The sequence below is a fragment of the Cupriavidus yeoncheonensis genome, from assembly GCF_905397275.1.
GTDB classification, from domain to species: Bacteria; Pseudomonadota; Gammaproteobacteria; order Burkholderiales; family Burkholderiaceae; genus Cupriavidus; species Cupriavidus yeoncheonensis.
Genome location: NZ_CAJPUY010000002.1, coordinates 1 through 14933, shown reverse-complemented (window position 1 = coordinate 14933; position 14933 = coordinate 1). Strand labels below are relative to the sequence as shown.

Annotated in this window: 13 protein-coding genes and 1 tRNA gene; 6 read left to right on the top strand and 8 right to left on the bottom strand. The window is 63.6% G+C overall.

Features of this window, described 5'->3' with window-relative positions; all coding sequences use genetic code 11:
* The first annotated feature begins 158 nt into the window (after nucleotides 1-158).
* The 3 genes from KHO22_RS32425 to KHO22_RS02365 all read left to right on the top strand — a co-directional run bounded on the left by KHO22_RS32425 (nucleotide 159) and on the right by KHO22_RS02365 (nucleotide 2026).
* Nucleotides 159-455, top strand: a complete 297-nt coding sequence (locus tag KHO22_RS32425; protein ID WP_230426725.1) for a YkgJ family cysteine cluster protein — start codon at nucleotides 159-161, stop codon at nucleotides 453-455.
* Between the two features lie 67 nt (nucleotides 456-522).
* A complete protein-coding gene (locus tag KHO22_RS02370) occupies nucleotides 523-1083 on the top strand; it encodes a DUF1439 domain-containing protein (protein ID WP_211945503.1) in 561 nt (186 codons plus the stop codon).
* Between the two features lie 61 nt (nucleotides 1084-1144).
* Complete coding sequence (locus KHO22_RS02365) at nucleotides 1145-2026, top strand: undecaprenyl-diphosphate phosphatase (protein WP_211945502.1); 882 nt, start codon at nucleotides 1145-1147, stop codon at nucleotides 2024-2026.
* Between the two features lie 72 nt (nucleotides 2027-2098).
* On the opposite strand, the gene trmB is transcribed toward KHO22_RS02365, so the two are convergent.
* The 4 genes from trmB to KHO22_RS02345 form a co-directional block, all read right to left on the bottom strand.
* Nucleotides 2099-2878, bottom strand: a complete 780-nt coding sequence (gene trmB, locus KHO22_RS02360; protein WP_211945501.1) for a tRNA (guanosine(46)-N7)-methyltransferase TrmB — start codon at nucleotides 2876-2878, stop codon at nucleotides 2099-2101.
* A 195-nt stretch (nucleotides 2879-3073) separates the two neighbouring features.
* Nucleotides 3074-4426: an O-antigen ligase family protein gene (locus KHO22_RS02355; RefSeq protein ID WP_230426724.1), complete on the bottom strand. Its 1353-nt coding sequence runs from the start codon at nucleotides 4424-4426 to the stop codon at nucleotides 3074-3076.
* Nucleotides 4427-4463: 37 nt separating this feature from the next.
* Nucleotides 4464-5426 carry a glycosyltransferase family 8 protein gene (locus tag KHO22_RS02350; protein ID WP_230426723.1) on the bottom strand — a complete coding sequence of 321 codons (963 nt, stop codon included), beginning with the start codon at nucleotides 5424-5426 and terminating at the stop codon, nucleotides 4464-4466.
* A gap of 211 nt (nucleotides 5427-5637) precedes the next feature.
* A tRNA-Gly gene (locus KHO22_RS02345) sits at nucleotides 5638-5712 on the bottom strand.
* A 188-nt stretch (nucleotides 5713-5900) separates the two neighbouring features.
* Between KHO22_RS02345 and KHO22_RS02340 the strand changes: the two genes are divergently transcribed.
* Entirely contained in the window at nucleotides 5901-6281 is a 381-nt protein-coding gene (locus tag KHO22_RS02340; protein ID WP_211945500.1) for a DUF5594 family protein, read from the top strand.
* A gap of 9 nt (nucleotides 6282-6290) precedes the next feature.
* On the opposite strand, the gene KHO22_RS02335 is transcribed toward KHO22_RS02340, so the two are convergent.
* Entirely contained in the window at nucleotides 6291-7187 is an 897-nt protein-coding gene (locus KHO22_RS02335; RefSeq protein ID WP_211945499.1) for an aldose epimerase family protein, read from the bottom strand.
* Between the two features lie 86 nt (nucleotides 7188-7273).
* Nucleotides 7274-8488: a polyhydroxyalkanoate depolymerase gene (locus tag KHO22_RS02330; protein ID WP_211945498.1), complete on the bottom strand. Its 1215-nt coding sequence runs from the start codon at nucleotides 8486-8488 to the stop codon at nucleotides 7274-7276.
* Nucleotides 8489-8749: 261 nt separating this feature from the next.
* On the opposite strand from KHO22_RS02330, the gene KHO22_RS02325 reads away from it, so the two are divergent.
* Nucleotides 8750-9403, top strand: a complete 654-nt coding sequence (locus KHO22_RS02325) for a glutathione S-transferase family protein (RefSeq protein WP_211945497.1) — start codon at nucleotides 8750-8752, stop codon at nucleotides 9401-9403.
* A gap of 31 nt (nucleotides 9404-9434) precedes the next feature.
* Here KHO22_RS02325 and KHO22_RS02320 read toward each other — a convergent pair whose 3' ends face one another.
* Both KHO22_RS02320 and ubiD read right to left on the bottom strand, forming a co-directional pair.
* Nucleotides 9435-11450, bottom strand: coding sequence for an acetoacetate--CoA ligase (locus KHO22_RS02320; RefSeq protein WP_211945496.1), 2016 nt, complete (start codon nucleotides 11448-11450; stop codon nucleotides 9435-9437).
* A 125-nt stretch (nucleotides 11451-11575) separates the two neighbouring features.
* The gene (gene ubiD, locus KHO22_RS02315; RefSeq protein WP_211945495.1) at nucleotides 11576-13105 is read right to left on the bottom strand and encodes a 4-hydroxy-3-polyprenylbenzoate decarboxylase; all 1530 of its coding nucleotides are present in this window, start codon (nucleotides 13103-13105) and stop codon (nucleotides 11576-11578) included.
* A gap of 636 nt (nucleotides 13106-13741) precedes the next feature.
* On the opposite strand from ubiD, the gene KHO22_RS02310 reads away from it, so the two are divergent.
* Complete coding sequence (locus KHO22_RS02310; protein ID WP_211945494.1) at nucleotides 13742-14806, top strand: lytic transglycosylase domain-containing protein; 1065 nt, start codon at nucleotides 13742-13744, stop codon at nucleotides 14804-14806.
* The last annotated feature ends 127 nt before the right edge of the window (nucleotides 14807-14933 follow it).

The following is a 14933-nucleotide window of genomic DNA, read 5'->3' as shown; positions in this document are numbered from 1 at the left end:
GGTTCGCCCTGCCTCGGTACGAAGGCGCGGCACCCATACAACAGGTGATTCAGGGTGCTCTTGATGCGGAATCCCCGGAAGGGCGGCAGGATCGGGCTGGTATTCGGGCACAATGGCGCGTTTGCCATTGCCCGGAAGCGGCTTGCTGAACCATTCCCATGAGTTGCCAGTCTCACATTTCCTGCCGCGACGGTTGCGGCGCCTGCTGCATCGCGCCGTCAATCGCATCGCCGCTTCCCGGCATGCCCGCGGGCAAGCCGGCCGGAGTTCGCTGCGCGCAGCTGCTGCCGGATGCGAGGTGCGCCGTGTTCGGCCGGCCCGAGCGGCCGGCCTTCTGCGGCGGCCTGCAGCCATCCGCCGAAATGTGCGGCGACTCTCGCGAATCCGCACTGCGCTGGCTCACGAAACTCGAGATCCTGACCGCGCCTGACGGCCGCGGCGCGACATCTAACTAAGGGCCAACTAAGGGCCAACTAGGGCCGCCCGCGCCGATCGGCGCAAACCCACTCCATCGGAGGCAATATGATCCGGATTTCCCGGCGGCGCTGGACAGGCGCCATCGCCGCTGCCGTGGTGACTGTCTGGCTGGGCGCCTGCGGTTCCTTCGGTAATGACTACACCTTCTCGCAGAGCCAGTTGCAGTCGGCGCTCGAGCATAAGTTCCCGTTCAGCAAGCGCTACCTGGAGCTGTTCGACATCCAGTTGTCGAACCCGCGCCTGACGCTCGACCCGGCGCGCAATCGTGTCAACCTGCAGTTCGATGCCACCGTTGACAACAAGTTGTTCTTCCGCCAGGCGCTGGCGGGCCGGTTTGCGCTGGATAGCGGGCTGCGTTACGACGCCCAGAGTCATTCGGTCGTGCTGCAGGATCCGGAAGTCCGGCAGTTCGACGTGCAGGGCCTGCCCGGCCAGTTTTCGCGCCAGATCAATGCGCTGGGCGGGATCGTGGCTGAACAGTTCCTGCAGGGCTACGCGCTGTACACCTTCCGGCCGGACCAGCTGCGCCTTGCGGGAAGTGATGTCGAGCCCGGTACAATCACCGTCTTGTCTGACGGCATCAACGTCAAAATCAATCGCCCCTGAGCCACAGAGCAGGCATCATCCGGCCAACATCGGACATGTCCCCGCCTAAACGATCCCATCCATGGAAATCGCACTTGCCCTAAAAGCCGTCATACTCGGCATCGTCGAAGGACTGACCGAGTTTCTGCCTATTTCGAGCACCGGCCACCTGATCCTGGCCGGCCAGTTGCTCGACTTCAATGATGAAAAGGGCAAGATCTTCGAGATCGTCATCCAGTTCGGCGCCATCCTGGCGGTCTGCTGGGAGTTTCGCCGGCGCATCGGCAACGTGCTGGCCGGGCTGACGACGGACCCCAAGGCGCAGCGTTTTGCCATCAACGTGATCGTGGCGACGGTGCCGGCCATCGTGCTGGCGCTGGTGTTCGGCAAATGGATCAAGGCCCACCTGTTCAACCCGATCACGGTGGCGCTGGCCTTCATCGTCGGCGGTGTGGTGATCCTGCTGGCCGAATGGCGCGAGGGCCGCCGCGCGGTGGTGAGCAATCCGCGCGGCAATGCATTGCTGCAAGCCGCCAAGGCCGGTGCGCCGCGCATCGAATCGGTCGACGACCTGAACTGGCGCGATGCCCTGAAGGTCGGCCTTGCTCAGTGCTTTGCGCTGGTGCCGGGGACGTCGCGATCGGGCGCCACCATCATCGGCGGCATGCTGTTCGGCCTGTCGCGCCAGGTGGCGACCGAGTTCTCGTTCTTCCTTGCCATCCCCGTGATCTTCGGAGCGACCGTGTACGAGCTGTACAAGGCCCGCGCGCTGCTGTCCGCGGACGACCTGGGCATCTTCGGGGTCGGTTTCGTCTTCGCCTTCCTGTCCGCTTTCCTGTGCGTGCGCTGGCTGCTGCGCTTCGTCGCCACGCACGACTTCAAGCCATTTGCCTGGTACCGGATTGCATTCGGCATCATCGTGCTGGCTACCGCGTACACCGGGCTCGTTTCCTGGCACGCCTGACAAGGCATATGCCGGAAGCAAAAAAGGCGTGGCCAATGTGCCACGCCTTTTTGTTTGCGCCGGTGGAGCGGTTCAGCCGCGCTTGCGGAACACTACATCCCAGACGCCATGCCCGAGCCGTACGCCGCGGCGCTCGAACTTCGTAATGGGGCGATATTCCGGCCGCTCCGAGAAGCCATCAGCCGCCGAGGACGTGTTCTCCAGGGCCGGCTCGCCGGACAGCACTTCCACCATCTGGTGCGCGTACTCTTCCCAGTCAGTGGCGCAGTGGATGTAGCCGCCCGGCTTCAGACGCCCGGCCAGCAGCTTCACCAGCGGCGGCTGCACCAGCCGGCGCTTGTTGTGGCGCTTCTTGTGCCACGGGTCGGGGAAGTAGATATGCACGCCGTCCAGGCAGTTCTCGGTGAGCATATGCGCGATGACTTCCACGGCATCATGCTGGACGATCCGGATGTTGCCGATAGCACGCTCATCCGCCAGCTTGAGCAGCGCGCCCACGCCGGGTTCGTGCACTTCGCAGCCAAGGAAATTGTCCTGCGGGCGCAACTGCGCGATATGCGCGGTGGTTTCACCCATGCCGAAACCGATCTCAAGGATGGCAGGGGCCTTGCGGCCGAATGTGGCTTCCCAGTCCAGCGGCTGGGGGGCGTAGGGTACCAGCAGCCGTGGGCCTACTTCATCGATGGCGCGTTGTTGGCCGGTGGAGGTGCGGCCGGCGCGCCGGACGAAGGAGCGGATGCGGCGGGGGTGGGCGACGCCTTCGGGATCGGTCGTGGATGGCGCTTCAACGTTCTCGCCACTTGGAACGTCTTTAGTCGAGATGGCTTCGGTACTGGGGTCTTGGGCAGGCATGGCAACGAAAAAGCCGTCGGGAGGACCGCTGGAGGTCTTGCGACCGGCGGTTCAGGCAGCTTACGGCAAGGGATGCACCGCGTCGGCCATTTGGCTGCAGGCCTTCGCGGCGGGCAAGTTGTTCAAATCTGAAGCAGTCCGTCTTGCGGCGCGGTGCTGCTGCGGAGAAGTGGAATTTTACCTGATCAGCGGCATCTACCCGGCGGCGCCTTGTGGAGCCGGTATGGCGGCTTTTTTCTTGTCGATGAAGCTCAAGAATGTGGCAATGCCCACCGCGTAGAAGGGAAAAACTTCCCACCAAAGGAATACTACATCGGTCAGGCCGAGCACAAAAATGCCGCCGCATAAGGAGGCGCCCATGCAAGCCGCGGCACGGACTTCCTTGTCGCGGTGCCGGAGATCCCGCACGAAATAGTAGGCAGGCACCAGGTACAAGGCCAGCAAGGCAGCAATGCCAAACAAGCCCAATTTGGCGGCATTGAAGAGAAATTCGTTGTGCGAATGGGCAAAAATGGCAGCGGATGGGGTAATGATTTTCCGATTTGCCAGATCTGCAAGGGCGTCGCGATACTTGTCGGCACCTACACCGAAAACCGGATGCTCCCGGAAGATCACGACGGATCCATGCCATAGCTGAAACCGGAAGCCGATTGAGGTTTCGACATTGCTTCCGGTTACATACTGTTCGATGTCATTGCGTGCATCGGCGATGCGATCCTTGACTAGCCTGGCTTGGCTCATGGCCGCGATAAGCGCAAACGCAATCACGACTGCCACAGCAAGCTTGCGGCCCTTTGGCAGAATTCCACTGGAGTACAGCGCAATACCACTGAACAGGGGTATGGTTATCCATGCCCCGCGTGACTGGGAAAGGTAGCTGCCATACAGGATCGCCGCTGCCGCCAAGACTTTAATCGCGATCTGAGTCTTGTTCTGCCTCGAGTTCCAGGCAATTGAGAATAACCCATACGTTCCGAGCACCATAGCCATTTCAATGAAGATGGTAATGGGTATAAAGTCCGTCAGATACCTGTCTTGCCCGCCGTGGCTTAATACGTGGATCTTGATGGTGGACAAGATCGCACCGACCACAAAGGCCCACTGCAAATGGCGCAAATATCGAAGCGGTGTGCGAGAAACAGTCCAGAGCACCAGCGCAAAAAGAGCCAGTCGCGATGGAGCATCAATGCTTCGGCCTGAGAATTGCAGCCTTGAAATCTCGTTTGCTATTACCGCCAACATCGGTGCGGCCATTGCGAGGGCTAGCGGCCAGTAGCGCCTTATCTGGTCGGCAAATAATCGCTTCTGTGACTTCCAGCGGTAGATCAAAACTGCAAGGCCCAGCACAATCAGCAGGCCGTAAAGTACTCCGGCCGCACGATCGACGATCAGCGCGAGCACGTAAAAAGCAGCAAGGATAAATGCGGCAAATCGGGTCATGACGCGGAATATCGCGTTGTCCCTTTCCATGGAAGCAAAGCCCGACACTGAAGCGGTTGAAGCGAGGCTTTGATCAAGTTGTTGAGTCATTCTCTTCTTGGTCTGCACTTACTTGCGTAAAACGGTTAGTTCGCAGGCGAGAGCCCTATGAGGATTTCAGTTTTTGCTTCAGCCGCGATCTCAGGTAGCGGCAATGCCAGTAGACGCCTTCGGCAATGCGGTGTTGTGTGATCAGGAACTTGGAGAACAGTTTCAGTTCACGCGCGGTTCGCGGCCCGTCAAGTGGCGACTCCGCCCATGGCGAGCGAGACTGGATTTCCGTGAATAAGTCCCGGATATCATGCAGGCACCAGGTGTGCCACGGTTTTACCGGGCCGGTGAAGTGCATGAAAACGTAAGGCTGTGAGACGTTCAGCTTGGTTTCGCCGCGTGTCAGGTAGTCAACGAGGTGATATCGATAGTTCCACTTCGTTTCAACATATCTGACCCTGCCATCGAGCGCGATGTTAAGGGCATCCTGGTCCGCAAATCGCATGTCCAGCGTCGAGAGAGCCTTCAACGCGACCTGCTGGATGTCGGCGGCAACCCAGTTCCGCACATCGATGTACATGACACCTGCATTGAAGTAGTGGCCGTGTTTCAGCCCCAGTGCCGGAATCTGTGTGTTGACAGTAGTGTCCTTCTCATCGGCGACCGCCGCGGCGATGCAGTCCCCGAGATCGATCGCAAGCAGGTCGGACAGGTCGCCGAAGCAAAGCAGGTCAGCATCCAGGTACAACACTTGATCCGCGATGCCCTTCAGCGTCGTTGGGATCAGCAAGCGGATGAACGTACCCAGCGAATGCTTGCTGAAGCAGGGGAACTGGCGGAACTCATCAAGGGCGGCAGTGTCGAGCAGATGGAGCTGAACAGCTACGCCATACTGTTCCTTCAGCTTCTCCAGCTTTTTCTGATTGTCTGCCGTGATGGAGAAAGCGAAAACATGGAAAACGAAATCCAGCCCCGGGTTGTTTTCCACAACGGATGTGATGGCTACCCCCATGCCACGGTAGTAGCCTGCATCCACGCCGAATGCCACATGGACCGGTTTCTTGCTGGCGTGCAGCACAGATACATCTCGTTGTTCAGATGGCACTTATCATCCTCGGATAACGGGCGGACCGTGTGGAGCATGGGTAACCCCGGCGAAAAACCAGGGTTGCGAATGCGGCAAAGCTACTCCGGGAGATGGAGTCGGCCGCAACGGGGGACAACGAGTGTCTTCCTGCTGCCTATCGGCCCGTCTGGGGGCCAGCCGCACACGCCAAGAGACTTGGCAGTGGAGCGGGCGATGGGAATCGAACCCACGTCTTTAGCTTGGGAAGCTAAGGTAATAGCCATTATACGACGCCCGCCTTGTCATGCCTCTGGCATGACTTGGGGCCGGATTCTAGCACGATTTGGTGCCACCCCGCCGCAATTGCCGATCGCGCCAGCCGGCTGGTTGCCCGGCCGTGCGGCTGGGCCTTATGCTTGCCTGCAGCAACGACTGCTGCCCTCCGGCAAAGCCGTCCAACAGTTGCTCAACACAGAAGGGCCCACCGTGACCACCGATTTCATCGCGCGTTTCGAAGCAGACTGCATCCCGCGCATCGTCGAAGCGATCGTCCGCCTTTACCCGCACCGCTTGCAGGTGGAAGTCCTGCCGGGCACGCCGGCCGGCTGGCCTGCCCGCGTTCGCATCCGGGGCCACGGGGCGGTGGAACTGAAGCGTTTCACGCATCCGCTCGATGTCACCCTGGCGTGGGATGGGCTGGAGGTCGAGGCCCTGTTTGCGGACGGTGGCCCGCAGCGCTTTGCCGGCTATCTGGCGGCCTTGCCGGCCAAGCTGAAGGCCTGGCAGGAGCCGCGCCAGCTCGACTGGAGTTCGCTGTCGCAGGCCGACCCGTCGGTGCTGATCGGCGGGCTGGATTTCGAGCACTGAGGTGGCGATCTAATCCACGCGCAGGCGGCAGAAGGCGGTTTCCTGTAGCCCGGGCTCCAGCCAGCGCAGGCCCTGGCCGTTGTGGATGGCGTCAGGCAGGCCAAGCCACGGCTCGACGCAATAGAAGTCGTAGTCCTCGCTTTCCGACCATGTGGTAACCGCATGCCAGGCGATGCCGCCTGGCATGTCGAGGTCAATCGCCAGCGTCCGGTCCGGCATGGTCAATGTGACGGGCCCGGCGCCTTGCAGCACATGGAAAGTGTCTTGCAGGCGTTCATCGTCCAGTGCATAGGCGGGGTCACCCAACAACGCCGTTGTCAGCCGGCCATCCAGCTCCTGTCGTACCCGTGCCGTTGCCGGGAGTAGCAGGCGGCTCTTGCGCCGCTGCGCGGCGGGCAGGCGAAAATAGAAATGGTGGCCGGCATAGTAGGGCAGGCGCGTGCTGCCAGTGTTTTCGGTGCGCAGGGCCACTTCCAGCCCACGGTCGATCAGGCGGTAGTGCGCCTCGAAGCGGAAGGCGTGGGGATAGCCGGTCCGGGTAGTGTCCGACGCCTCCAGAACCATGGCGATGCTGTCGTCCACGTTGTTGGCGACGGCAAAGGGCAGATCGCGCGCAAAGCCGTGCTGCGGCAATGCGTGGACGGTGCCATCCGCGTCGCGCCAGTGCCCAACCTGCCCGTCGGCAAAATGCCTTCCGATAAACGGGAACAGCAGCGGATTGCCGCCGCGGATCTTCGCAGGGCGGCTCCAGTCGGCCTGGTCGGGCCAGTAGAGGATGTCCTCCCCGTGCAGGACCCAGCGCACCAGCCGCCCGCCATGCCGCGGCGCAAGCAGCAGGTAGTTTTCGTCGTGGCCGATGCGGACCAGGTCCTGGTCCTGAAAGCGTTGGATGTGTAGCGATGCCATGCTGGGTCCGGTGTTGGACTGCGCATTGTATTCGCCGTGGCCCCTGATGCAATCGGGCCCGCGGGTTGCCGCGGCTGCCGGCCGCGTCAATCCCGCATATAGATCGTGTCGCGGACCAGCGGATAGACCTGGGTCTCCCAGCGCTTGCCGTTGAAGACGCCATAGTGGCCCACGCCGGTCTGCACATGGTGCATGCGCAGGTACGGCCGCAGGCTGCCACACAGGTCCTGGGCGGCCATGGTCTGGCCGATGGCGCAGATGTCGTCGCGTTCGCCTTCCACGGTCAGCAGCGCCGTGCGGCGGATGGCACGCGTGGATACGCGGCGTCCGGCCACTTCCAGCAGTCCCTGCGCCAACAGGAAACGCTGGAATACCATGCTGACAGTCTCAAGGTAGAACTCCGCCGTGAGGTCCATGGTGGCGAAGTATTCGACGTAGAAATCCTGGATGGTATCGGCCCTTTCATGTTCGCCGCGCGAGCGCAGCGCGTGCATTTCGCGCAGCGCCTGATCGTGCTTTTCCAGGTTCATGCTCATGAAGGCCAGCAGCTGGACAAAGCCCGGGTAGACGCGGCGCAGCCCGCCGGCAAAGCGCAGCGGGACGAAGCCAATCAGCGTGCTCTCGAACCATTCAATCGGCCGGCTCATGGCCAGCTCGTTGACCTTGGTTGGATTGACGCGCGCGTCGATCGGACCGGCCATGAGCGTCAGGCTGGGCGGCTGGTCCGGATCCTCGTCCTCGGCCATCAGCGCGGCGGCGGCCAATGCGGCGACGGTGGGCTGGCACACGGCTACCAGGTGCGTGTGTCCGCCGAGTTCGTGCATGAACGTGATCAGGTGCCCGACAAACTCGTCGAAGCCGAAGCGGCCGGCAAGCAGCGGGATATCGCGCGGGTTGTGCCAGTCGGTAATGTAGACGTCATGGTCGGTCAGCATAGTCTGCACGGTGCCGCGCAGCAGCGTGGCGAAGTGACCGGACATCGGTGCGACCAGCAGTACGCGGGGCTGCCCGCCGACGCCGTGGCGGCGGAAGTGCAGCAGCGAGCAGAATGGCGTACGGGCGACGACTTCCTCGGAAACCTGCACGGGCACGCCGTTGACGACTACGCTGTCAATACCGAAAGCGGGCCGGTGATGGGTCAGGCGTGCCAGCGCCAGAATTTCGCAGGCGGCCCAGAGCGAACGCACTGACTCGCTACCCACGGAGCGCGGGTTGATGGCAAGCATGGATGCGGTGAGATCGGCCAGCGTACAGCCCGGTTGCATCATGTCCGCGTAGGTCTGATACGCCTGGTACAGCATGGCTCGCCTCCCGTGAATTCGTGGGCCCGCTATCCGCAATATATATGCCATCCGCATCAATGGTGGCACAAGCTTTGCGAGCCGCACGGCGAGAGCGGGCGAAACGGGCCGTGAGTGGTGTGATAGCCGCCTAAAAGGGGCGGCGGGCCGGCGGCGCAAGGAAGGGCTTCACGCTGGTGCGACCCGCTGCACCGCATGGGTGCGTTGCGCCGGACGGCCGGCAATCGTGCAGATCGTCGCGACGGGCGACAAGGAGGCGAGATGGGCAAGACCACACTCACCATCAGCAGCAAGACCTATTCGTCCTGGTCGCTGCGCGGATGGCTGCTGGCGCGCTTTGCCGGCCTGGAGTTCGACGAGGTGCTGGTGACCCCGGACGATCCGGCCGTGCGCGCCGAAATCCTCCTGCTGTCGCCCTCGATCCTGGTGCCCTGCCTGCGCCACCAGAACGTGACCGTCTGGGACACCCTGGCGATCGCCGAATACCTGAACGAGATCCGTCCGGAGGCGGGGCTGCTGCCGGACGACCGCGCCGCGCGCGCGCATTGCCGCGCGATCTGCGGGGAGATGCATTCAGGCTTCGCCGCCATGCGCGCGGCCTTGCCGATGAACCTCAAGGGGCATTTCCCCGGCCTGAAGGTGTGGTCGCGCGCACAGGCCGATATCGATCGCATCACAGCCATCTGGACGGATTGCCTGACGCGCTATGGCGGGCCCTACCTGTTTGGCGCGCGCACCATGGCCGACGCCATGTATGCGCCGGTGGTAACGCGCTTCGTCACCTACGGCGTGATGCTGGACCCGGTGCCCGTCGAGTACTGCAAGCAGATCCTGGCCATGCCCGAACTGCAGGAGTGGATTGCCGCAGCCAAGCAGGAGCCCGACGAGATCAGCGAACTCGACGTGGAGTTCTGACGTTCGCCGGGCGCACGGCGCTTCAGGCTCTTCAGACCGGGGCGGACTCGGCCTGCCGAGCCGCAAGATATCGTCCGGCGTAGGCAAAGTACCAGTCCAGGCTGTCCGGGTTGGCCATGGCGTCGCGGTTCGCAATGCTGTGCGGCGCATGCCCAAGCAGCAGCTTCTTGATCGGGACTTCCATCTTCTTGCCGGACAGCGTGCGCGGCACGGCCGGCGCCTGGAGGATCTCGTTGGGAACGTGGCGGGACGACAGCGCGTCGCGAATGCGGCTGCGCAGCGTGTCGCGCAAAGCGTCGTCCAACACGAGTCCGTCGCGCAGCACCACGAACAGCGGCATGTACGACTCCCGGCCCAGGTACTCGAGATCCACCACCATGCTGTCCAGGACTTCGGGCAGCTCTTCCACCACGCGGTACAACTCACTGGTGCCCATGCGGATGCCGTGCCGGTTGATGGTGGCGTCGGAGCGGCCATAGATGATGGCGCCGCCGCGCGCCGTGATCCTGATCCAGTCGCCATGCCGCCATGCGCCGGGGTAGGTGTCAAAGTAGCTGTCGCGGTAGCGCTTGCCATCGGCATCGCCCCACAGGAACAGCGGCATCGACGGCATCGGCTCCGTGCAGACCAGTTCGCCGACCTGGTCGATCAGGGCCCGTCCGTTGTCGTCGTAGGCCTCTACCTTGGCGCCGAGGCAGCGGCACTGCATCTCGCCGGAATACACCGGCAGCAGCGGGCAGCCGGCGACGAAGGAGCCGGCGAAATCGGTGCCGCCCGACATCGGCGCCAGCCAGATGTCGCCGCGCACGTGGCGGTAGATCCAGTCGTAGGCTTCCACCGGCAGCGGCGAGCCGGTCGAGCCCAGTCCACGCAGCCGCGACACGTCGGCGATGCGCGCCGGCTCGACACCGGCCTTCATGCAGTTGGTGAAGAAGGCCGCGCCGGCGCCGAACACCGTGACGCGCGCGTCGTCGACGAAGCGCCACAGCACGCCGGCATCCGGCCATGCCGGGTTGCCGTCATAGAGCGCGATGGTCGTGCCCAGCAGCAGTCCGGCGACCTGCGCGTTCCACATGATCCAGCCGCTGCTGCTGTACCAGTGGAACACGTCGTCGGGGCCGAGGTTGTTATGGAACGCCATCAGCTTGAGTTGCTCGATGACGATGCCGCCATGGCCGTGCACGATCGGCTTGGGCATGCCCGTGGTGCCGGATGAATAGACGATCCACAACGGATGGTCGAATGGCACGGATTCCATGGCCAGCGGCACGCGGTGGGACAGCACGTCGTGCCATGCCTGGACGCATACGCCAGCGCGTGCACGGACCTGGTTGCCCGTGTGCGGGACGATGACCACATCGGTGAGCGAGGGCAGGGCGGCGACGAGGTCCGCCACGACCGGCGCCCGGTCATAGTCCTTGCCGCCGTAGCGATAGCCGTCCACCGCGATCAGCACCTTGGGCTCGATCTGGCGGAAGCGATCGATTACGGCCACCTGGCCCATGTCCGGCGCGCAGCCCGACCATACCGCGCCCAGGCTGGCCGTGGCGAGGAAGGCAACGATGGTCGCCGGGATATTCGGCAGGTAGCCGGCCACGCGGTCGCCGCGGCGCACGCCCATCTTGCGCAGCGCATGCGCGAGCGACGCGACCTGTGCTTCGAGCGTATCCCAGCTCACGTCTTCCAGCGGACGATTCTCTCCCGCATGACGGATGGCCGCACGCTGGCGGACAGGGCCGTTGCCGGCGTGGCGGAACACCTGCTGCACGTAGTTCAGGCTGGCGCCTTCGAACCAGCGCGCGCCGGGCATTGCGCGCCGGTCCAGCACGCGCTGCGCGGGCGTATCGAAGCGCACGTCGAAGTACGTGCGCACCGCATCCCAGAAGGTTTCGATCTCGGTGACCGACCACTGCCAGAGGCTGGCGTAATCATCGAACGCGAGCCCCCGTTCGCGCTGGAGCCAGCGCATGAACTGCGCGAGCTGGCTGCGGTCGCGGAAAGCGGCGGACGGCGTCCACATCAGGTTCCCGTCTGCGAGGGTCGTCATGTCTCCTCCTGGCTCCCGTCTGTCGCGGGTATCGGATCGTGAGGGGATGCTGAGGTCGAACGGGGCGGAGGGGTGCGTCCCGCGCCGCTCCGCGGTTCAGCCTGACATGATAGCGGCGTCCGGGCTCACGCGCCGGCAGGGCGGTCGAACAGGGTGGCCATCATGCCGTCCACCCTGGCCTTGACGGCCGGATCCATGCTGATCGTGCGGCCCCATTCGCGCGTGGTCTCGCCCGGCCACTTGTCGGTGGCGTCGATGCCCATCTTGGAACCAAGCCCGGATACCGGCGACGCAAAGTCCAGGTAGTCGATCGGCGTGTTCTCCACCATGACCGTGTCGCGCGCGGGATCGACGCGCGTGGTGATGGCCCAGATCACTTCCTTCCAGTCGCGCACGTCGATATCGTCGTCCACGACCACGATGAACTTGGTGTACATGAATTGCCGCAGGAAACTCCACACGCCGAACATCACGCGCTTGGCATGGCCGGCGTACTGCTTCTTCATGCGCACCAGCGCCATGCGGTAGCTGCAGCCTTCGGGCGGCAGGTAGAAGTCGGTGATCTCCGGGAACTGCTTTTGCAGCAGCGGCACGAACACCTCGTTGAGCGCCACGCCGAGCACCGCCGGCTCATCGGGCGGCTTGCCGGTGTAGGTCGAGTGGTAGATCGGATCGCGCCGCATGGTGATGCGGTCGATGGTGAAGACCGGGAACCAGTCCTGCTCGTTGTAGTAGCCGGTGTGGTCGCCATAGGGGCCCTCAAGCGCGTGCTGGTAACCCGACGGATGTTCCGGGTCAGGCTGGATATGGCCTTCCAGCACGATCTCGGCCGAAGCCGGCACGCTCAGCTCGGACAGCGTTGGCGTCAGGCATCCGGCCAGCGCCGTGCGGCTGCCCCGCAGCAGGCCGGCGAACTGGTACTCGGACAGGGTGTCGGGCACCGGCGTGACCGCGCCGAGGATTGTTGCCGGGTCGGCGCCGAGCGCCACGGCGATCGGAAATGGCTTACCAGGGTTGGCCAGCGCGTGTTCGCGGAAGTCGAGCGCGCCGCCACGGTGGGCCAGCCAGCGCATGATGACCTGGTTGCGGCCGATCACCTGCTGGCGGTAGATACCCAGGTTCTGCCGCTTCTTGTGCGGCCCCTTGGTGACGACCAGCCCCCACGTGATCAGCGGCGCGGCATCGCCGGGCCAGCAGGTCTGGATCGGCAGGCGCGACAGGTCTACGTCATTGCCTTCCCAGACGATCTCCTGGCAGGCGGGGCTGCTGACGCGCTTGGGTGCCATGTCCCAGACCGACTTGGCCAGCGTGAACAGCTTGCCGGCCTCGCGCAGTCCGCGCGGCGGCTCGGGTTCCTTTAGCGCGGACAGCACCCGGCCGATGTCGCGCAGGTCTTCCAGCGATTCCGCACCCATGCCCAGCGCCACCCTTCGTGTTGTCCCGAACAGGTTGGCGAGCACTGGAACCTTATAGATGCCGTCAGGGCTGCCACAGCCCGCCGGGCGCTCGAACAGGACAGCCGGCCCGCCAGCGCGCAGCAAGCGGTCACAGATCTCCGTCATTTCCAGGTTGGGGGACACCGGCGTGCTGACGCGTCGCAGCTCCCCTTGTTGCTCAAGCTGGTTGATGAAATCGCGCAAGTCTTTGTATTGCATAGTGAATTCTGGTCCTGGTGCGGCGCCGCGGCAATGCCGGTGCGCCCCTGTGATGTGTGCCACGATACACACGCACGAGCGTCCCGGCAAAAAAAACGCTTGTTTGCGTCAACGCAAATTGTAAGTTTTTTGACCGCGCCGGCGTCGTTAGAATCGGGACGGGCCTAGGCCTGGCCTACGATTCCCGGCCTTCGAGTGGCGTTCATCTCACCCCGTGGGGCCTGTTACTAATAACCAAAAGTACTGTTATTCCTGATCGTTATTCTTGACTGGTTATAAAAGCGTTCCTACAATCGCGTCTGCTCGATGGAATGTTGTGTTGCAACATGGAATTTCCCCTTGTGTCAAGGGGTGCACATAAAAAATGTGAGCAGAAGATTCCTCCATCCAGACCGGTAGGCGGGCCCCAGGGGCTCGACCGGTTGCGCTCTGCCGACTCGCCGGGCGTTCTGAGTTGTCCGTGGCAGGGCGTGCTCCCCCAAGAGCGTGCCCTGTTTCTAGTTGGGCGCATGGGGAGCGCCCACCAACAGGTGCCGGTTGCCACTGCTAGGCAGCGCAGCATCCTTACTTGAGTACGTTGAGATCGGGTGCGTGCAGCTGTCTGGCGCGTGCAGCGGGCAACGGATGGAGGTAAGCATGAGCGGTTGGAAAACCCTTCATCTTCCCGGCATCGGGCGGGCATTGCAGGTCCGCCTCAGAAAGCCGGTACCCGGAGTGAATCGGGCGTTTCAGTTCCGATTTGCGCATCCGGTCGCGGGCCGCGCCTTGCGCGGGGGCCGCACAACTTTGAAGTACGCCCTGAACAGTCTCGGCGTGGTATCGGTCGTTTCGGCCGTCTCGCTGTCGCTGAGCCAGGAATGGCGCACCACGGTGGCGGCCTTGCTGGCCGGCGACGAAGCGCCGGCTGTGCTGGTGGGCGCCGCGGCGCCTGCACCTGTGCCGGCCATCGCCAGCGCTGCCGTGCCTTCGAGTACGGCGGACGTGGCGGCAGCCAAGCTCGGCTATGGCCGCGCGGGCCTGCCGACCGTGTCGGGCGTGGATGAATGGAGCGTGGCGTCGGCCGCCAAGGTGCCATCCGTGGCCCACCTGGCGGCCCAGATCCCGGTGACCCGCGTGGCGCTCGACGCTCGCAGCACCAGCACGCTTGGCACCGCGCGCGAACAGGCGGCCGTGTCCGACTACATTGCGCGCAAGTACCGCGTGGCGGCGCAGGCCACCGCGCAACTGGTCAAGGCAGCCTACATGACCGGCCGCGAGGTCGGCATCGACCCGCTGCTGATCCTGGGCGTGATCGCGATCGAGTCCAGCTTCAACCCGTATGCCGAAAGTGGCGTCGGTGCGCAGGGCCTGATGCAGGTCATGACCAAGGTGCATCAGGACAAGTACCAGGCTGTCGGCGGCGTGACCGCCGCACTGAATCCGTACGCCAACATCAAGATCGGCGCGCTGGTGCTGAAGGACTGCATCGCCCGTGCCGGTTCGATCGAAGGCGGCCTGAAGTACTACGTGGGCGCCACCACCAACACCGACGGCGGCTACGGCGCCAAGGTGCTGGCCGAGCGCGCGCGTCTGCGCCAGTTGCTGGGCGTGCGCGTTGCCGACGTGCAGGCCGAGAAGGCTGCCGACGGCAAGACACAGGCGGATCACCACCAGAACGGCGAGAAGCTGGAGGCGGCGAGCAATACGCAGCAGAGCGCCTGAGGCGGCGTCGGCCCTTTGTCAAGTCCTGACATAGGTTGACAGGTTTTGATGGCGACCTTGGGCACCTAGCCCGCCAAGGCAATTGACGCCCGATGAACCTCATCGGGCGTTTTGTATTTCAGGGCCT